The following is an 18,577-nucleotide window of genomic DNA, read 5'->3' as shown; positions in this document are numbered from 1 at the left end:
AATATTTTAATGCAATGTGACCGCTGCATCCGACGCTGCTTTGGCCGGCGCTTTGGTCGCCATTGGGTGCAGCTGATCATAAAACATCATCGCCGCTAAGCGGGCAAATTCATAGAGTTGCATATACTGCTCCTCAGCCATATCGTCTGCGTCTTCAGGCGGTGCGACCATCGCCAATTCGCTCAAATCCTGAATCAGTTCGGTCAACTCGGTATTGAGTTCTGGCAATTGGCCTAATCCTAAGCCATGCAGCACCCCTTCTGACCACAGAGCTAAGTGGTGAACACGTTGCGCTAAACTACTCGTATCATCAGGTAATAACAACTCTAACTCAAATGCGTCACTGTTGAGGCCTAGCAGGGTTTGTTCGTAGAGCTGATGCAAATCATGCAACCAGCTTTCTTTGATTTTAGTGATACCGGCTTCGGTCAAAAACTGCTTTAACCATAAGGCTTCAGTTAAACTAGTGTCAGCGCAAATTTGTCCAATCATCAACCCTTGCACAAAGGCCGGTGATTCAAGCTGTGAAATCGGGGCGATCCATTGATTGTAGTGATCAAAATCTAACTTTGTACTCATTAAATAAACGTCTTTTGTTACAATTAATAAAGCCTTTAATAATAGCATAGCTCTGTTAAAGGTTAGGCCAATGTTAGCCGTTTGTTTTTCTATCCTTTTAGCGACTTCATAACACCAGGTTAATACTATGACCCACGTAACCCTCACCCTGCTGAACCATCATTTTGACGTGCCCTGCACCGAAGAGGATCGCCCAATACTCATTCAAGCCGCTACCTTACTTGAGGATAAGTTAGACCAAGTGCCCCACTTAAAAGGTGAAAATAAAGTGCTGATGGTCGCGCTAAACCTTTGTTATGACTATATTCGTTTACGCCAAGACACACTCAACTACTCTAATCACCTTGAAGAACAACTTGAAGCACTGATGAACGCGGTTGTGCAACAGGATACGACTCAAGCAGATGGCACCGTCACGACGGTAAATTCTAATTAAGACTATAACGTGAAAGCGCACTGTTATCTTTCCACATCACTTGACTGGCGCAGTCTTGCAGCGCTGTGGCTGATGATTATAGGTTTGGCTATGAGCCCTATCGCGTCAGCGTACCCTGAGCTTGAGGTACAAATTCGTTTTACCGATACCGCTAACCCAGATATTGAGCGACGCCTACTGCAAGAACTCCGCTTGAACCTACTCAGTCACGATCAATTTCCAGCACAAACTGACTTTTTATTTAATCGCACTGATGAAGAAATTTTGCGCATCCTGAGGGGTTTAGGCTTCTACCAAGCAAGCGTTGAATCATCACTTGATCGTTTTACTGATCGTACTCGCGCCCGCTTTAATTTGACGCTAGGTGAGCCGGTAAGAATTAAAGATTATCAACTTCGAATTCGCGGTGATGGCCGACGCCTCAATGTCTGGCGTGAATATCGTCAATTTAATCAACGCCTTACCGAAGGTGAGGTATTTCGTCATGACCACTACATCAATACGCTAAGCGACCTACGCACACTAGCACATAATAATGGTTTTTTGGACGCACAATTTGTTCAACGTGAATTTCGGGTCAATCCCCATAGCGGTGAGGTGTTTATTATCATTGAACTCGATACCGGTGCGGCCTATCAGTTTGGTGAAGTCACTTTTAAAGGCAGTGAACAGCTCCACCCACGTTTTTTGCAAAGCTATGTTGAGTTCGAACCCGGACAGCAGTTTGAACAAGCACCCTTAACCGAATTACAAACCCAACTGGTATCGAGTCAATATTTTGGCATGGTGCGGATTAACCCGGACTTTGATCGGATAATTGACCGACGCATTCCAATTGACATCGAAGTTGAAGATAACCTAAAACACCGTTATGCGGTGGGGGTCGGCTATGGGACCGATACTGGCGCGCGTTTGATCTTTGGCTTTCAAAATCGTCTGCTTAATCGCTGGGGGCATAATTATGAAATTGAAAGCATCATCGGTCAGCAGCTGCAAAATGCAACCTTTCGTTATCGTTTACCAGGAAAGCGCCCGGCGGTGCAATATTGGAATATTAACCTGGGGGTCGATGCCACCCAATCCTCCGCACTCAAACGAAACCGTAGTCTCATTTCACCTGAATATGTTTATCAACTGACACCTAAATTTCGAATTAACCCATTTATATCCTTAGAAACAGAAAGCTTTAATTACGCCAATCAAGATAACGAAGTTATTCAATCGTTACTTGGTGGGGTGAATTTGCAATACCGATGGGTCAACCAAGAAGGTTATGTCAATAGTGGCTACCGCCATACCGCTAGCTTTAGGGTCAGTAGTGACAGCTTTTTATCCAATGCCGATTTTCAACAACTTGAACTAGGTAGTCGCGGTATTTACTCACCCCTTACTTCTTTACGTTTACATGGCCGGATTCAAGCCGCCTACACTTTTAGTGATGACTTACGCAAAATTCCAGCGACCTATCGCTATTTGCTAGGCGGCGAATCCTTACGCGGCTATGGCTTTGAAAGTATTGGGATTCGCACTGAGCGAGGACTTGAAGGCGGTGCCAATATGGTACAAGGCTCGGTTGAAGCCGACTATCGTTTTAGTCGCTGGCTTGGCAGTGGCATTTTTGTTGATGCCGGACAGGTTTATGAAGACGTACCTAATGAACAATATTTGATAGGAGCTGGCTTTGGGATTCGCGGTTTTACTCCAATTGGTACGGCAAAACTCGATATAGCTTGGCCGTTGAGCGAGCCTGAACGCGGCTATCGGATTCATTTTTCACTTGGCCTAGATTTATAAAGATGATGTTATGGTCCTAAACCTCAAAAAAATCATCCTACGCACCCTGTTAGCGCTGATAAGCTTTTTAGCGTCGGTCACTTTGATTTTAGCAGGCCTGCTAAGCTTAGCCATCTTGTGGGTCATTTCACATCCACAAGCACCCCAGGCTTTATACGACTGGGCCAGTGAATCGCCACTAGTAGCCGATTATTGGCCAAAGGGTCTTAGCATTGGTAAACTTGAAGGGCCACTTTATCAAGGTATTAGGTTAAAAGATTTTTACTTTCCGGCTCATTCAGCTGATGATGATCTCACCGCGACTGTAACGATCAGTGAATTAAGCATTAAATGGTTGCCTCATCGCCTATTCCAGCAAGACATCAATATCAAACGCTTAGAGATTAAAGCACCTCAGCTTCGCATCATTACTGCTGATAAGCCAGCAGCAGAGCAGCCTTTAGACTGGCAAAGTCTGCAAAATTTAGCCTTTGATACTCGCGATCTGCATCAATTATTTGCGCCCTTCTCGGCCATCTCATGGGATATCAATTTACAACAGCTGCAGGTTAATGATGCCTTGATACAACAAGGCGAGCAAGACTGGTTGATCGATCAGGCTTTGCTCTCCCTAACTTGGCACCAACAACGGCTTAGGCTCAAACAGTTAGATATCAACGCTTTCAATAGTCAACTTACTCTTGAAGCAATGCTGCACTATCATCATGCCCAGCATACACAGATTGAGTGGCAAGCAGCTCTCGATCAATGGCAAGACTTTAGTCTGCTGCCTGCCTCAGTACAAGAACCCCTGCAGACACTTGACAGCGAAATCCCCGCCCTCACCCTAAAGGGGCGGCTAGACCTTCACGAAGCACGCCTCGCCATGCACCTCACTTTATCCGGCCCCATTGAGTTAGACTGGCAACAGCAGTTGGTCGGCAACGAACAGGCGCTAGATTGGGATACGCAATTAAACATCACCAGGCCTGCTAACGACCCATTTGCAGCTCTCACATTACCTATTGAGCTACAGGCAATTGAATTTAGCAGTCACGGCCAAGGCAGTTGGTTTGTGCAAGCGCTTGAAACCCATCAGAAGCTGCGTATCCAAAGCCATAATCTTCCTGAAATTAAGTTGGCAAACCGAATTGCCTTCACCCCCAACGTGAATCACCAAACAGAAATTAATGCACAAACCGCGCTAACCCTTCAAGATCACGGCACCCTGCACCAAGTCATGCTGTGGAATGCCGACAACAAAACCGGCCAGCTGCGCATCAATACGCAAGATTTCATCCTACCCGGCACGCTAAGTAACAACGACAAAGAGGATCAGCAGGCCTGGTTATTCAGCTTAGATAGTGGCATCCAGCTACTCGATTGGGATGAGCGAAGTATTATTTTAAATGTACCCAAGCTGAGTTTGACAGGCCTACCGTCCAAGTTCGAATTTAGTGGCCATGCGCTAAGCCGTCTTAGCAGGCCTGATCTTTATCAACTTGATTGGTTAGCAAGCGAAGTGCGTTATGGTGACATTGATGGTCAGTTTGATTTGGCCTTAAGTCTTGCCAAAGATCGCAGTCAGCTTATCCTCGATAAGTTGCGTTTTTATCTAGGTGATAACCAACTCGAACTCGCTGCGCAGTTGAACGAAAACCTCTCCTTAGACTTACAGCTTAATGCACCTCGTTTAGAACAGTTTCATCCTGACCTCTCAGGTCAACTGAAGGGGGAATTGACCCTTCGACAAGCCAGCCCTAGCCAAGACTTGCTGAGCAGTCTAAGTCGCGCTAGACTAGCGCAAAGTTGGCAAATCCATGCGCTCACTTGGCAGGACTGGCAACTCACTGAAGCCCAGTTAACCACCAACGGTGACTTGGATAACCTATTAAGCCATCAAATTGAATTGCATTTAGTCCACCTAGGACAACAAACGGCCACCTCCCCCATCATCGAGCAGCTCAGCTTTAGCCGTCAAGCCATCGACAAGTCGCCCCAAGCTGGTCAAACCCAGAACCGCTTGGAGCTCACGCAACCCGATTTATCATTGGCATTAAGCCTCACTGATCACTGGCCAGAACCACTGAACCTGGCAGCCATAATGGATTGGTCCGCTTGGCAAGTAACCGGCTTACAACCTCGATTTATGATTGATGAGCTCCTGTTAGATGCGCCCATTATTGATAGGTGGCAACTGGCTCAACCCGCCCAGGGGCACTGGCAAGGTATCCAGCAGGGGCTGACGCTCAGTCCGCTGTGTTTGCAACAAGATAGCCTAGCCTCCTTTTGTGTTGAAAGTAACCAACAACAAATTCGTTGGCAGGCACAGCATTTGCCTTGGCAGGCCTGGTTAGCACCCTTCCAACCTGACAACATCACTTTATTAGGCGAATTCGCTATACAAGGACGGCTAGATTGGCGCCTAACTAAACCACAAGGCAATCAAACCCCAACACTTGATTGGACCTTGCACAATAGCCTGAATTGGCCTTACTTTTTTATCAATGTACAAACCGCCGAGGCCGCGCTGCCGCTCACCGTGCTTAACTGGCGCAATGAGCTTCAAGCCTCGCCGAATCAACTCGATCTCACCAGCCAAGCCCAACTCAATCAACATGGACAACTTGACAGCCAGATCAGCCTCACTAAAACGCCTGACCAGGCCTGGTCTAATGCGGATTTAAGCGGTCACTTTTTAGTCGATATTGTTGATCTCTACCTTGCTAAAGACTGGCAAAATATTATTACAATCCATCAACAAAACCTCAGTTTCAAGGCCGACCTAGACGGTACAGTGGACGCCCCGAAACTGAGTGCGAACCTTGGTTTAGCCTTGGATTTTGATTTACCCTTGCTTGGACTGAGTGAGCAAAGTATCAGCATCGTCAGTGACATCATCTATCCTATCCCGGCAACAAAGCCATTATTAATCAGTGGCCGTTGGCTGCAACCCGACAATAACCAATTGGACTTAGCCATCACCTATGATCCAAGCTTGCTGACCCAATCCCCTGATGCGCCATCGGCCATGGCACCCATTTTCGTTCGACTCGATAGTGACAACTTCCAGTTATTGAACACCTCATTAGGTGACATCAACAGTCAAATTGGCATTCGGTTAAATTATCACCCCCATGCCATTCAAATTTTGGGGGGGGTAAAATTACAAAACACCCAGCTCAATCTGGCTCTTGAAACGGGGCAATCACGCACCGCGATCAGTGGTGATGAAATCCTGCTCGATGCACAGGGGCAACCAATTAAGGTTGAGGATTCCGACCTGCCGATATTCTTAGATTTCACGGTCGGTTTTGGCGACAATGTACAGATCCGCGGACTGGATGCCCGGGTTTGGTTAGGGGGTGAACTTAATTTAGTGCAAACGCCACAACAGCCTGAACCACAAGGCTTTGGTCAAGTGCGTATCGAACGTGGCCATTTAAATATTGACCGACGCAATCGTATTGAAATTGATCAATCACGATTTAATTTTAATGGCCCACTCGACAATCCTCGTCTTGACGTCAACCTGTTCCGCGTGGTGGATCAGACCACCGCTAGATTGAATATTACGGGTCAGGCCACGCGTCCTCAATTTGTGTTCTATTCAACACCCACTCAATCGCAAGCGAGAATTGTGAATTTATTAATTTTTGGTCGCGCAGGCGATCTACAAAATGAGCCTAACTATGAATCACAAATGCTAACCGCCCTGTATAAACTGGGACTACAAAATAACCTGCCCATTCTGAATGATCTTACCCGAGGCTTGGGAATAGAAGACATCTACTTTGATGTGCAAGATCGTGAAGTCAATAGTTTGATTTTAGGTCGTGCAATTAACGACCAAATTTACATCAACTATGCCCACAACTTATCAGGTGTCGGTCAAAACGCAGTGCAACTGTTTTTTAACTTAACGCCAAACTGGCTGATTAAAAGTGAAAGTGGTGAAAACAGTAATGCGATTGACTTGATTTATCGACTAGAACGGTAACTTGCACTGAAATGATGACAGGCCTGCTCGGTGATACAGGCATCTAACGCAATATCCCATGGCTGAGGTATTAGATGATCAACCTGCTGCAAACTATGCGCCCACCCCAGCAACCAAGGACGCTGTTGCTCCGGCAGACTGCGGAGATCGGCTAGCATACGGTCATAGTAGCCCCCACCCATGCCTATTCGGTGGCCATAACGGTCAAATGCAACCAGTGGCATTAATACACAACTGATCGCTTGAATTGCCAGGCCTGGTTGTCCACGTTCACTCTGCGGCTCTAAAATACCAAAACGATTAGCTTGCAAGGGCGTCTGTCCATCCCATAAAACACAGGTCATTTCACCCGGTTGATCACCCAGCACCGGTAAGGCTAATTGCCAATCTGCTTGCGCCAACACCCACTCAAGCACCTTAGCCGTTGCCAACTCACCATCGGCTGAAATAAAACCTAACAGTATTTTCTTTTCTGCTGCATGCGGTCGCGCGGCTAACCAAGGCCAATAGTGTTTAAAGTGATTAAATGCCAGATCGGCGTGCTGTTCTTGCTCTAGAGTAGATAAGCATTGACGGGCATGTCGAAGAAATTGACGAAGTTGGGTAGGCGTAAGACTCATAATTGTCCATAGCGATAATAGAAGTGAAATGGGGCTGCGGTCCCTGAACCCGGGGGTTCAAGGTGGCAGCCTAGGCTATAAGTTTAGGTTCCTCGGACATAAGCGAGGTACTCACCACAAATAACATCTGGCCCCAAAGTTGTACTTATCGGCTCGAGGGTCTCGCGCCCCATTCCACGATTTCAATATTACCACACCTACAAAGAAAAACACTAACAAACCCGCAGATAAAGCGATTGAGTCTGTTAATTAATCTGCAACAGTAAAACTTATCGCACTGGATTTAAATTATTTCCCTATAAATTTATTAGTATTTATACTTATTTTTAATTACAATTAAATTTAAGCAATATTGCTTATATTTATATGATGGAGATAATTATGACCAAAACAACTCGCTTCACTTTACTCAAACATCACAAATCATTAAAACGCCAAGGCGGTTTTTCGTTAATTGAAATCGCTATCGTATTGGTTATCATCGGCTTACTGATTGCCGGTATTATGAAAGGCGCTGAACTTATTACCAATGCCAGAATCAGCACCGCCGCCAATGATGTCAACAATTACGCTATGGCCTTGGTGAGTTATGAACAACGTTATGGCAACATCCTCACTCGCGCCCAAACCGATGGTAACGGCTGGCAAGCTGATAGTCAGCGTTTACTTAGCGAACTCAATAACACCGGTTTTATCAACCCTAAATCACAACACAGCTTGGGGGGACCAATTTACTTGGTTAAAAACGGTACGAGTAGCGGCAGCCCCAATGGCACCCTAGGTAGTGCCAACCTTGCTAACAATGGCAGTAATAGCTTTAACTGGGCAGTGTGTTACGCAGAAATCAACGACGACAGTCATATTAACCACCTGATTCGCCTTATAGATGGTACTGAAAGCCTAGGCAGTGGGCGCGCGCGCCTGGTGCACAACTCCACGCTCATATCGAGTAGTGATAGTAATTTTGCTGCAGATGACAATCATCGCACCGTCTGTTTTGAGATTTAATCCCTTGTGCAATTCGGCAAAGGCTGCCCTAGCGGAATAAGCTGGGGCCTGCCGGACGCTTCGGATGAACTAAGCCATAGCGCATAACCATCGTAATGCTTAATCTGCCAATGACACCAATTCATTGGCAACTTCGACCAAACATTGTCAATATTGACATACTGCTGCTGTCCATCCGCGACCACTCCGGAAAAAACCGCCGCCGGAATAGGTGTGGCAGAGACAGGTGCTGTTGTAGCAGCTTGTGAAGATTTAACGAGACTAGCAGTTGGCGTATCAGGCACAAACGCTTGATAAATATCATCATCCTGTAGCGCTTGAGGTGACACAGAGATAGCGTGTTCAGAACCGATTAACCGCTGCCAAACATCCAGTTGCCAAATACAGTCAATCGTACCTTTAAACGCTTGACTAGGCTGATCAACTTTCAGACGATGCCCTTGACTTAGCCAACGACATTGCACAGGTAATAAACCAGGATGAAATGGCTCGGCCTGCCAAACCAACCAAGCCTGGTAATCAGCCAGATCCTTAATCCGCAACTGCTTGTGCAACTGATAACGCTGCCAATTGTAAGCGGGTTGCGACTGAGTGAGTTCAAGGTCTGGCCAGGCCTGCTGATGCGCCTGCTGCCACTTGTTTAAGGCGGTTAACCAGTCATTGGCCGTTGCATCGAGCTGTAACAAACTCAGTGCAGGCTGCATGGCTTGCACGCTCGCTAACCAGGTTTGATATTCGGCTTGCGCGGCTAATTGCTGTTGGTATTGAGCGGTAGCTTGCTGTTGCACACGCGTCTGTTGATAGGCTAATCCGTGCCAACTACCCAATAGCGCTAAACCACTGCTTAGCAACATGGTTACCGCCAGCGGTTTAGCCAAGGTTTTTAAGGCCATAATTGCCACGTCCAATTAACCATAACGCTACCCTGCTGAGGGTCATGTAATCGCCCCAATTCAATCTCTAAACCCTGCAAATCCACACTCCACTGCTCCAACCGTCCGGTTAAGGACTGTTGATGCGCAAAGTCCTCTAAAATCTCAACTAGCTGATGACGCTGAGATCCGGCTAATTGCGCTTTAACCTGCCACTGCCAATAGCCTTCAGACTGCCAAGCCCACTGCACTTTTTCAACGCCCATGCCATAGTCAGTCAAGTGTTGCCATATAGCCTGGGTATACTCCTTAACAGATTGGGATTGCCAGGCCTGGTAGCGTTGTTGAAATGCCAGTAACTCACTGGTAATTTGCTGTTGTTGCTGACGAGTAAGAGGCGGATCAAGCTGAGCACTCTGTTTAAACGAATACTGGAGCGGATGTCCTTTATTGCTATCAGTACGCCAAAGCGGATCAAACAGCATTAATGCCACAAGCCATAAGATTAACCAAACGGCTAAGAACACATTCAACTTGATCAAACTCCTGCGTCTTAACTGGGTCAAATAAGTTTGAAACCAAGGTGCCAAGGCATAAATCGGTTTTACGCGCTGTAAACGAGTCAGCACCTGAGGTGCATCAAACGCACAGGCGTGTGGAACAGCATGCGTTATAGCAGAAGTTGAATCGGGCATCCAAACCGCTTTGTCATCTGGATTTGATATCACCCGATATCCCTGCTGATCTATCCAAATTAAACATGAGGGGCCTTGCGCAGGCGGTAGCGGTTGTTGTTGCAAATAATCGACAAAACGTTGATATTCAAACGACCAGTTGATTGCCTCGCGTTCACTGAGCACTCGCCACCAGCAGGCCTGCTGCTGGTAATGGGCAACTTGCACCCACCGCTTAGGCGCCAGCTGTAAATGCACCATTACCCATGCTTGTTTTGGCTGCCCCACCAATAACGATTGCAAGGCACTTTGTGGCCACCAGGCCTGCCACCATTGATTAAAACCATATAACCCAATGCCAAGCTGGTCATTAAGGTTGCACAGATCAACCTGGTGCGGCTCCCATTGTTGCTGCAAATACACCGCTTGCCCTTGCCAGCGACGCATAATCGGCCAGGCATAGAAACGACGCGAGGCTGAATCTATAGCGCTATAGCGCGCGCGCCGCACTAGCGCACGCATCCAAGACCAGGCCTGCCATAGCTGCAACTTAGGGCGTACTTGCCACTGACAAGATTCATCGCTACTCAACAGCACCACCAATGACCTGCTATCAGACGATACTGTACTAACTGAGCTGAGTTCTCGACCATCAAACCAACTTAACGCTAAGGTTGTTTTAGATTTAAAAAATCGCATGCGCCATCATCCCATAAACTGGGCCTAAAATAGCCAAGATCATCCAGACTACAACACCTCCAAGCACTAGCGTCGTAATAGGTTCAACCCAAGGTTCCAAACGGTCCAGTTGCTGCTTGGCCTGCGCTTCAAAATAATCAGCGAGTTGCTGCATCACCGGCGCGAGCTGACCGGTTTTTTCAGCCAGGGTTAATAGCTTCTGACTAAATCCAGGTAAGGCCAAGTTTTGTGCCACAGCCTGCGGCATAGGCACCCCTTGTGCCAGTTGATCGTGCAGGGCTTGCAACTGAGTTTTTCGCTCAGTTGAAGGATTATTAGCGATCATTTGCCCTACCGCATCGTGTAGCGTAGTACCTGTGGCGAGCAACCAATGAAATTGACGCATTAAATAGGCCCGTTCAAGCGCTAAAGTCACACGCCCTATATAAGGAATACGTTGTGATCCAAGTAATTTAATTCCTAGCCAAAAGGCCAGCGCCGTGCCTAACAAACCGGTTAACAAAAGCCATGGTTGCGATATCAACAAATTAGAAACAACATACATCGAGCGCGTCGCCTGATTAATCGGGGCGTTCATATCGATTAAAAATCCAATCAAATCAGGCAGAACCCAAACCAACATAAAGCCTAATACCAACATTAAAATGCTCGAAGCAATCAGTGGGTAAGTTAACAGCTTCTTAAGCCGTCCTCGAAAACTCCGACGCCAATGCTGTAAAGCCAACCAATGGCGCAATACGTCCACCAATTGAGCGGTTTGCATACCTAGCTTAATACTCAATAACCAAGTCGCCTCTAAGCGCAATCCTGATGCTTGCCAGGCCTGGTCAAGTGGCATCCCCTCATGCAGCCGCACCACCACTTGCTGGAGTGCCGAACCTAATACTGAATTTGCCGTGGTGGCGCTATCTTGCTGCCACTCTAATAGGGTTTGAAGAGAATCGCTAACGCTCAATCCCGAGGCGAGCAAGGCCACCCAGTCTTCAGTCAGTTGCACACAATCAAACTGGCGGCTGCGAGTTAAGTTAAATCGACGCATTAACCCTGATAACCCGCGCTGTTTAAGGTCAAGATCAATGCGTTTTAGCCGAATCAGCACACGGCCCTGCTCGTCAAGTAGCTGGCGCACACTTGCCTCAGAGGGCATCTCCCACTCATCCGTTTTAACCCGTCCATCTGTCGTAATAAAGGTCAACCGAAAATTAGGCATGCTATACCCCTAACACCCGCTGCAACTCAGCCTGATCAGTACGCTGATTAGCCACTAATTGCGCACCATGATCAAAAAAATCACCGAGCTGTTGATCACTAGGCCAACGTGACACCATTTCGATCAAAGCTTGCCGACCGGCATATTGACGAGCTTGACTTGGGCCAGCATAGTCAGCCTGACTGGCCTGCTCCGGTGCTAAGCGCCGGACTAAACGCTGCGCCATCACCCCCACTAAACATTCATTCATCACCGTTTCACTGACCCCTAAATCTATTAGCCGATAACGGGCCTGGCTGGCACGGTCACAATGCAGGGTAGATAACACCAAATGCCCGGTCATCGCAGCTTGAAAAGCCAAGCGAGCCGTTTCGGCATCACGAATTTCACCGACTAAAATAATGTCTGGGTCTTGCCGCAAAATCGCCCGCAAACCCTGTTGAAAACTAACCCCAAACTCGCTATTAACTTGAGTCTGGCGCAAACCGATTAGGCGATATTCAATCGGATCTTCCAGCGTCATAATATTGACACCCGGTTGATTCAGGCTGGCTAACATCGCATATAAACTGGTCGTTTTGCCGGATCCGGTCGGCCCCACAACTAAAATAACCCCTGCTGGTTGCGCTAACCAACGCCGTAACGCCTGTTCGCGCGCCGTATCTAATCCCAAGGCCGCCAAATCCAAGACACTTTTTTGTTGATCCAACACGCGTAGCACCAAATTTTCGCCCTGAGCGCCAGGTAAACTGCTCACCCTAAAATCAATGGCTTTGCCGATTAACATCATTGCAAAACGCCCATCTTGTGGCCGCCGCTGTTCGGTGACATCCAAACCGCTTAAAATCTTGATACGTGCCAAAATAGGTAACCACAACACCTTCGGAAGATAATGCTGCAAGACTAATAAACCATCAATACGATAGCGTAATTGCACAAACGCCTGCTCTGGCTCAAAGTGTAAATCTGATGCGCCCTGTTTGACTGCCTCACTTAACAAGCTATCCACCAAACGCACAATCGGGTGACGAAAATCATCCTGATCATTAAGACTCGCCTGCTGCGGAGATAATTCAAGTGCCTCATTAATCAGCGCTGGAATTGCACGCTGATATTGATAACTGCGCGCAAGAAAATCCGGCAACTCATCCCGGTTAATCAATACCCAGTTAAGCTGAAGGGACGGTAATCGTGAAGCACAATAGTGTTCAATTTGATCTTGTACCCAGAGATCATCGGGATTCACCACTCCTAAAGTCAATTTTTGCTGTTGCAACTTAATGGGCGCCGCTTGCCATTTTCGCAACAGTACCGGTTCAAACAGGGCGAGCGCTTCAGGGTCTGGAATAAGCTTAGCCAACTTTAAATAACTTAACCCGAGTTGCTGCCCCTGGTAAAAACTGGCCTGCTCCCGGGTTAAAAAACCTAACTTAACACTATTATCGAGCAGGCTACCACCTTGCAATTGCTGTGCTTGCTCGGTCAGAGCCAATTGCGCGTCATTAAGCACATTATGTTGTAGTAAGTAATTGCGTTGTGCTTCTTCATGTACTCTCACCACCTAATCCTCCACCAGGGTGGCACGTAACAACACCACAAGTTCAGTCTTGCTTTGCGTCGCTTGCTGCAAGCCAAATAAACGTGCCAACGTACTGGGTTGACGCGCCAGGCCATACAAACCTGACTGCTGCTCATCTTGGCGTTGCTGAATCAAGCCACCAATCATCACCGTTTCCTGATTGTTTAAGCGTAATAAGGTTTCCATTTCCCGCTCTTGAATTAAAGGCACAAAATTTTTCACCCCCACAGCCGCTAAATCAGGGTTTGGATCCTGAACCTGCCCAATAATCCGTGTCACACTGGGGCGCACATTCAGTAATACCTGCTGTTGCTCGGTAATCATCGGCTGAACGTTTAAAATCAACCCTACCGGAACAGAGTTCAAATTAGAGCCATAGGTTACTTCAGTCACATTCTGATTAGTCGTGCGCACGACACCGATCGTAAAATACACAAAGTTATCCACCACCTTAAGCATCGCTGGCTGATTATTTAGCGCCATAACGCGCGGACTTGACAGCACACTAACTTGGCCAAAATTTTCTAACCACCGCAAGCCCAACATCACATCTAAGCCCACCGCTCCCAAACTAGCACTAAAAATCCGGTCATGGCTGACTTGACTCATACCACTACGATTTTTGAAACCATCTAGGCTCCAGTCAATACCCGTTTGATAGTCTTGTGACAAAGTCACTTCAGCAATCACCGCTTCAATTAAGACTTGTCGGCTGGTTCTTGATTGCAGCTGGGCCAACCAGTCGGCGACCTGTTGTTGTTGCTGATAGCTGGCAAGCACCATGACCAGACCCGCTTCAGGTTGCGCCATCACTCGTTGCTGCAATGGAAGTTCGCTAGCTAGAGGTTCGTTGATTAATAATTGTGCAAGATGATTCGTTAGGCTACCCCAAATATGGGTATCACTGCTCATCTTCATACTGGATTGGCTGGAGTTTTGCTGCGCCGCCATTAAACTCACTTGCCCAATATTGAGATTGGTAACGAGGTTATCAACCTTAGAACGCTGCAAATTGAGCAGGCCAACCGGATAGGCTTGCCAATACAACTGATCAGGGCGCGCAATAATACGTTGTTGTTGTAATAACACCTGTAAGCCACTCGCCACCGCTACACGGTGTAATAGCTCATTCAAGGTTAAATTATCTGCTCTGAGACTAATAGGCGGTGCCTGATGAGGCCAGATTTCCAGCTCTTTATCTGCCATCCAAGCCAGCTGTTGGAGCACATCCGCAACCGACTGGTCTTGGAGGTGCAAACTGTATCTGGGCGTGACCGAAGGCTCCACAAGCTCTTTATTGGCTAAGCTGGCTTGGCGGCGTTGATCGACTAGAGCGTTTGTCTTTTCCTGCGGCGTTGAAAAGGCCGGTACGGTATTAGGCAAATCAAAATCAGCATTAAGCTGATGAGGTGTAGTATTACAGCCGCCTAATAACCCAAGACTTAAACAAGAAATACCGCACAAATGAATGAAACGAAGACGAATAAACCGCATAAGCAAAACTCAAGTAAATTTACTTACATAATATACGTAAGTTTACTTGGGCTTGCAATTAAAATAATTAAAAATACTTACTATATAACTTTCGAGAAGCGATTGGTGGTACCGGGTTTGATATAGGCATCAAACGCCATGCATATATTACGAATCAATAACCGTCCTTTGGCGGTAATATAAATATCCTGCGCATCCAGCGTCAGTAAACCGTCTTTGGCAAACTGTTGTACCGCCATCAATTCCTTGGCAAAGTATTCGTCAAATCGAATACCCCATTGCTGATTCACCGTAGCAAAATTCAAATGGAAATGGCTGATTAACCGCGTGATCACGTTACGGCGCAACTCGTCATCTTCCGTTAAATGCACCCCGCGGAAAATCGCCAATTTGCCAGCATCAATCGCCGCATAATAACTTTCCAAGTCTTTGCGGTTTTGTGAATAGGTGTTATCCACCAAACCAATCGAGGTCGCGCCCATGCCAATCAAGTCACAATCGGCGTGGGTGGAATAACCTTGGAAATTGCGATAAAGGGTTTCACTACGCTGCGCTACCGCCAGCTCATCATCCGGCTTGGCAAAATGATCCATGCCGATATACACATAACCCGCTTGCAATAAACGTTCGGTGGTCGCCTGCAAAATCGCCAGTTTTTGATCCGGGGTCGGCATATCTTCTTCACGCATTTTTTTCTGCGTCGGGAACATGCTGGGCATGTGCGCGTAATTAAAGACCGAGAAACGATCCGGTTCGACTGCTAATAATTTATCCAGCGTTTGCAAAAAACTGTCTTGGGTTTGAAACGGCAAACCGTAAATCAAATCGACATTCACCGACAAAAAGCCTTCGGCACGCGCCGCGTTTAATACGGTAAAGGTTTCTTCTTCACTCTGAATACGATTGACCGCCTTTTGCACTTTCGGATCAAAATCCTGCACCCCTAAACTCATGCGGTTAAAGCCGAGTTCACGCAAGAGTTTAATCGTTTCAGCCGTCGCTTCACGCGGGTCTATTTCAATCGAATATTCGCCGCTGTCGTCATCGTACAAATTGAAATGTTGGCGGGTTTTCGCCATTAACTGACGCATTTCATCGTGATTAATAAACGTCGGAGTGCCGCCGCCCCAATGTAATTGCTCCACTTTGCGATTCGGATCAAATAACTTGGCTTGCGATTCGATTTCTTTAAACAGACGCTCTAAATAGGGCGTGGTTTTTTTACGGTCACGGGTCCATTCTTTATTGCAGGCGCAATAAAAACAAATGGTGTCGCAAAACGGAATATGAAAATACAGTGACAACCCGCGCCCGGATGCGTTTGAACGTTCAGCAGCGGCTTCATAATCGGCGATACCGAATGACTCGTCAAACTGTACCGCGGTCGGATAGGAGGTATAGCGCGGCCCGGTTTGGTTATAGCGTTTAATTAAGTCCGCATCAAATTGAATTCCTTGTTCCACACTCGTCCTCTATGATTTTAGGTTATTCGGTTATGTTTACCACAGCATTGTGCAGTTTGCGCATGACTTTAATAAAACCATCTCGCCTATTAAATAGTTTAGGGAGTTGGTCTTGTGCAGCAGACTGCTGTCCCTTTTGGCATAGTTTAATGAGTTCAGCTGCCGTGAATAGTAACTCACTGTGCACTTGCTTTAACTCATGACAGATTTGGTCATGTTTTAAGCTGTAATGACCAAGCCATTTACCAAGATCACACTGTTTCGAATTTACATCAGGCGCCGCTTCGTGCTTGCCCAATATGTAATCTTCGACTTGATCAACACACAAACGATGAATCACTTCAGCTCGTAATAAGCTCGTATCGCCTCGGCCAAACATCGCTTGATTATGCACTAAACCAAATGGTTTTACTTGCCACTGGGCTTGCCAAACCATTAATGCTCCTGCATCCATTGGACGGGCAATGCCATATCCTTGCGCAAAATCACAACCTAATAATAGTAAAACTTCGCCGTGCTCAGCCGTTTCCACCCCTTCGGCAATCACTTGACGGTTGAAGACACGACACAAACTGATCACACCGCCGACAATAGATAAGTCATTTGGGTCATGCAACATTTTACGAACAAAACTTTGATCAATCTTAATGATATCAACCGGTAAGTCGCGAAGATATTGTAATGACGAATACCCCGTCCCAAAATCATCCAATGCAAAACTTATACCCAATGCATGACACTGACCAATAACTGCAATGACGTGCTCCATATCTTCTAGCGCACTCGTTTCAAGTACCTCAATCTCCAAATAAGGCGCCAATTCAGTGCCATATTCTTTAAGCCGTTTTGCCAAGTTCGACACAAAATGGGCTTGTTGCAATGAACGTGAAGTAATATTGATGCTCAATTGCCACTCTAGCCCCATTGACCGCCATTCACTCAATTGATTAAGCGCCTGAACTATCACCCATTTGTCCAAGGTTTCTGACAAATAACTACGCTCAATAAAGGGTAAAAAGCTATCGGGCATAACTAAGCCTTTCTGAGGGTGATGCCAACGGATTAAAGCTTCTGCCCCAACAATTTCACCCGTGCGCATATTGATTTTGGGTTGATAAAAAAGTTCAAACTCACCCTCTTTAAAGCCATTTTCAACTTCCAACCAAATGCGACGATAATGTTTAGTTTCGCGATCCTCATCTAAATCAAAAAACCTAATAAAACCCACGCCAGCCTGTTTAGCTTGATACATGGCTAAATCAGCGTGCCGAATTAACTGCTCTGCTTCACTTTGATTTTCAGGGGTGAGGGTAACGCCAATACTGGCAGACAATTCAAGAAGCACATCTTGGCTATAACCCACTTCGCTAATAGAACGCTGCACTCTGTTTAAAAGATTATTAAGCAAATGCTCATTTTTAAGGTGACTAATCACCGCAACAAACTCATCACCCCCTACCCGCGATACGATCGCATGCTCTCCTAAGGTTGTTTTGAGTGCCTGGGCTGTTTGAATCAGGACTTTGTCACCTACTTCGTGACCGAATTTATCATTAATGGTCTTAAAGCCATCTAAGTCAATGAACAACACCGCAACCATATCGCTATTGGCCTGCGCGTTTTTTAGCACCACCTCTAAATGTTTGGTTAACTGCAAACGATTAGGCAATCCAGTTAAAGCATCATAATGTAATAACTTATTAAGCTCTTGTTCATGCGTAACCAGACTGGTAATGTCTGACTGAATCGCCATAAAGCCCAGCTTGGGATGATTCAACGAAGCCAAATCAATAATAGAGGTTTTTTGTAAATAGGCTTCGCCAGACTTGTTACGGTTCCAAAGTCGCCCCTCCCAAAAACCTTGTTGATTAATGGCATCCCAGACCTTTTGATAAAAACTGGCATCTTGCATACCCGAACTCAAGACATTGGGGTTTTTATTCATCACTTCTGCAAACTCATAACCGGTGATTTTGCTAAAAGCTGGGTTGGTTCTAACAATATTCCGTTCTTTGTCAGTAAAAATAACCCCTTCTCGCAAACGCTCAAATAAAACCTCATAAACGCGCTGGTCGGCTTTTATTTTCACTAGGTGACGACGCTGCCAAATCACAGCAGCAATAGCCATAACCAAGAACAATAGCGTAATAACAAATAAAGTGATCAACAT

The 18,577-nt window shown here is 46.5% G+C and carries 13 protein-coding genes; 4 read left to right on the top strand and 9 right to left on the bottom strand.

Annotated features, from left to right (window positions below):
• Window positions 1-6: 6 nt before the first annotated feature.
• Window positions 7-579 carry a UPF0149 family protein gene (locus tag THIAE_RS03020; protein ID WP_041483167.1) on the bottom strand — a complete coding sequence of 191 codons (573 nt, stop codon included), beginning with the start codon at window positions 577-579 and terminating at the stop codon, window positions 7-9.
• A gap of 127 nt (window positions 580-706) precedes the next feature.
• Between THIAE_RS03020 and THIAE_RS03015 the strand changes: the two genes are divergently transcribed.
• The 3 genes from THIAE_RS03015 (at window position 707) to THIAE_RS03005 (ending at window position 6,788) form a co-directional block, all read left to right on the top strand.
• Window positions 707-1,015: a cell division protein ZapA gene (locus THIAE_RS03015; protein ID WP_006459342.1), complete on the top strand. Its 309-nt coding sequence runs from the start codon at window positions 707-709 to the stop codon at window positions 1,013-1,015.
• A 90-nt stretch (window positions 1,016-1,105) separates the two neighbouring features.
• Complete coding sequence (locus THIAE_RS03010; RefSeq protein ID WP_006459343.1) at window positions 1,106-2,809, top strand: autotransporter assembly complex protein TamA; 1,704 nt, start codon at window positions 1,106-1,108, stop codon at window positions 2,807-2,809.
• 10 nt (window positions 2,810-2,819) lie between these two features.
• Window positions 2,820-6,788 (top strand): translocation/assembly module TamB domain-containing protein, encoded by a 3,969-nt coding sequence (locus THIAE_RS03005; protein WP_006459344.1) that lies wholly within the window; start codon window positions 2,820-2,822, stop codon window positions 6,786-6,788.
• Here THIAE_RS03005 and THIAE_RS03000 read toward each other — a convergent pair.
• Entirely contained in the window at window positions 6,770-7,408 is a 639-nt protein-coding gene (locus tag THIAE_RS03000) for a 5-formyltetrahydrofolate cyclo-ligase (RefSeq protein WP_006459345.1), read from the bottom strand. The two genes, THIAE_RS03005 and THIAE_RS03000, sit on opposite strands and share 19 nt — an antisense overlap.
• 381 nt (window positions 7,409-7,789) lie before the next feature.
• Here THIAE_RS03000 and THIAE_RS02995 point away from each other — a divergent pair, with 381 nt between their 5' ends.
• Window positions 7,790-8,416, top strand: coding sequence for a type II secretion system protein (locus tag THIAE_RS02995; protein ID WP_006459346.1), 627 nt, complete (start codon window positions 7,790-7,792; stop codon window positions 8,414-8,416).
• Here THIAE_RS02995 and THIAE_RS02990 read toward each other — a convergent pair.
• The 7 genes from THIAE_RS02990 to THIAE_RS02960 all read right to left on the bottom strand — a co-directional run bounded on the left by THIAE_RS02990 (window position 8,413) and on the right by THIAE_RS02960 (window position 18,577).
• Window positions 8,413-9,309 (bottom strand): hypothetical protein, encoded by an 897-nt coding sequence (locus THIAE_RS02990; protein ID WP_006459347.1) that lies wholly within the window; start codon window positions 9,307-9,309, stop codon window positions 8,413-8,415. The two genes, THIAE_RS02995 and THIAE_RS02990, sit on opposite strands and share 4 nt — an antisense overlap.
• The gene (locus tag THIAE_RS02985; RefSeq protein ID WP_006459348.1) at window positions 9,300-10,661 is read right to left on the bottom strand and encodes a hypothetical protein; all 1,362 of its coding nucleotides are present in this window, start codon (window positions 10,659-10,661) and stop codon (window positions 9,300-9,302) included. Before THIAE_RS02985 ends, THIAE_RS02990 begins: the two co-directional genes overlap by 10 nt.
• Window positions 10,648-11,871, bottom strand: a complete 1,224-nt coding sequence (locus THIAE_RS02980; protein ID WP_006459349.1) for a type II secretion system F family protein — start codon at window positions 11,869-11,871, stop codon at window positions 10,648-10,650. Before THIAE_RS02980 ends, THIAE_RS02985 begins: the two co-directional genes overlap by 14 nt.
• 1 nt (window position 11,872) lies before the next feature.
• Window positions 11,873-13,432, bottom strand: a complete 1,560-nt coding sequence (locus THIAE_RS02975) for a GspE/PulE family protein (RefSeq protein WP_006459350.1) — start codon at window positions 13,430-13,432, stop codon at window positions 11,873-11,875.
• A complete protein-coding gene (locus tag THIAE_RS02970; RefSeq protein WP_006459351.1) occupies window positions 13,433-14,944 on the bottom strand; it encodes a type II secretion system protein GspD in 1,512 nt (503 codons plus the stop codon).
• Window positions 14,945-15,024: 80 nt separating this feature from the next.
• The gene (hemN, locus tag THIAE_RS02965; protein WP_006459352.1) at window positions 15,025-16,407 is read right to left on the bottom strand and encodes an oxygen-independent coproporphyrinogen III oxidase; all 1,383 of its coding nucleotides are present in this window, start codon (window positions 16,405-16,407) and stop codon (window positions 15,025-15,027) included.
• A 22-nt stretch (window positions 16,408-16,429) separates the two neighbouring features.
• Window positions 16,430-18,577, bottom strand: coding sequence for an EAL domain-containing protein (locus THIAE_RS02960; RefSeq protein ID WP_006459353.1), 2,148 nt, complete (start codon window positions 18,575-18,577; stop codon window positions 16,430-16,432).

The organism is Thiomicrospira aerophila AL3 (assembly GCF_000227665.2).
Lineage (GTDB): Bacteria > Pseudomonadota > Gammaproteobacteria > Thiomicrospirales > Thiomicrospiraceae > Thiomicrospira > Thiomicrospira aerophila.
Note: the sequence above shows the minus strand (reverse complement) of the source record. Positions and strands in the feature narration are given on the sequence as shown.

What these genes read in the sequence shown, in the direction of transcription:
- THIAE_RS02995 (WP_006459346.1), top strand. Translation starts at nt 7,790, where the DNA reads ATGACCAAAACAACTCGCTTCACTTTACTCAAACATCACAAATCATTA.
- THIAE_RS02980 (WP_006459349.1), bottom strand. Translation starts at nt 11,871, where the DNA reads ATGCCTAATTTTCGGTTGACCTTTATTACGACAGATGGACGGGTTAAA.
- THIAE_RS03000 (WP_006459345.1), bottom strand. Translation starts at nt 7,408, where the DNA reads ATGAGTCTTACGCCTACCCAACTTCGTCAATTTCTTCGACATGCCCGT.
- THIAE_RS03020 (WP_041483167.1), bottom strand. Translation starts at nt 579, where the DNA reads ATGAGTACAAAGTTAGATTTTGATCACTACAATCAATGGATCGCCCCG.
- THIAE_RS02960 (WP_006459353.1), bottom strand. Translation starts at nt 18,577, where the DNA reads ATGTTGATCACTTTATTTGTTATTACGCTATTGTTCTTGGTTATGGCT.
- THIAE_RS03005 (WP_006459344.1), top strand. Translation starts at nt 2,820, where the DNA reads ATGGTCCTAAACCTCAAAAAAATCATCCTACGCACCCTGTTAGCGCTG.
- THIAE_RS03015 (WP_006459342.1), top strand. Translation starts at nt 707, where the DNA reads ATGACCCACGTAACCCTCACCCTGCTGAACCATCATTTTGACGTGCCC.
- THIAE_RS02970 (WP_006459351.1), bottom strand. Translation starts at nt 14,944, where the DNA reads ATGCGGTTTATTCGTCTTCGTTTCATTCATTTGTGCGGTATTTCTTGT.
- THIAE_RS03010 (WP_006459343.1), top strand. Translation starts at nt 1,106, where the DNA reads ATGAGCCCTATCGCGTCAGCGTACCCTGAGCTTGAGGTACAAATTCGT.
- THIAE_RS02985 (WP_006459348.1), bottom strand. Translation starts at nt 10,661, where the DNA reads ATGCGATTTTTTAAATCTAAAACAACCTTAGCGTTAAGTTGGTTTGAT.
- THIAE_RS02990 (WP_006459347.1), bottom strand. Translation starts at nt 9,309, where the DNA reads ATGGCCTTAAAAACCTTGGCTAAACCGCTGGCGGTAACCATGTTGCTA.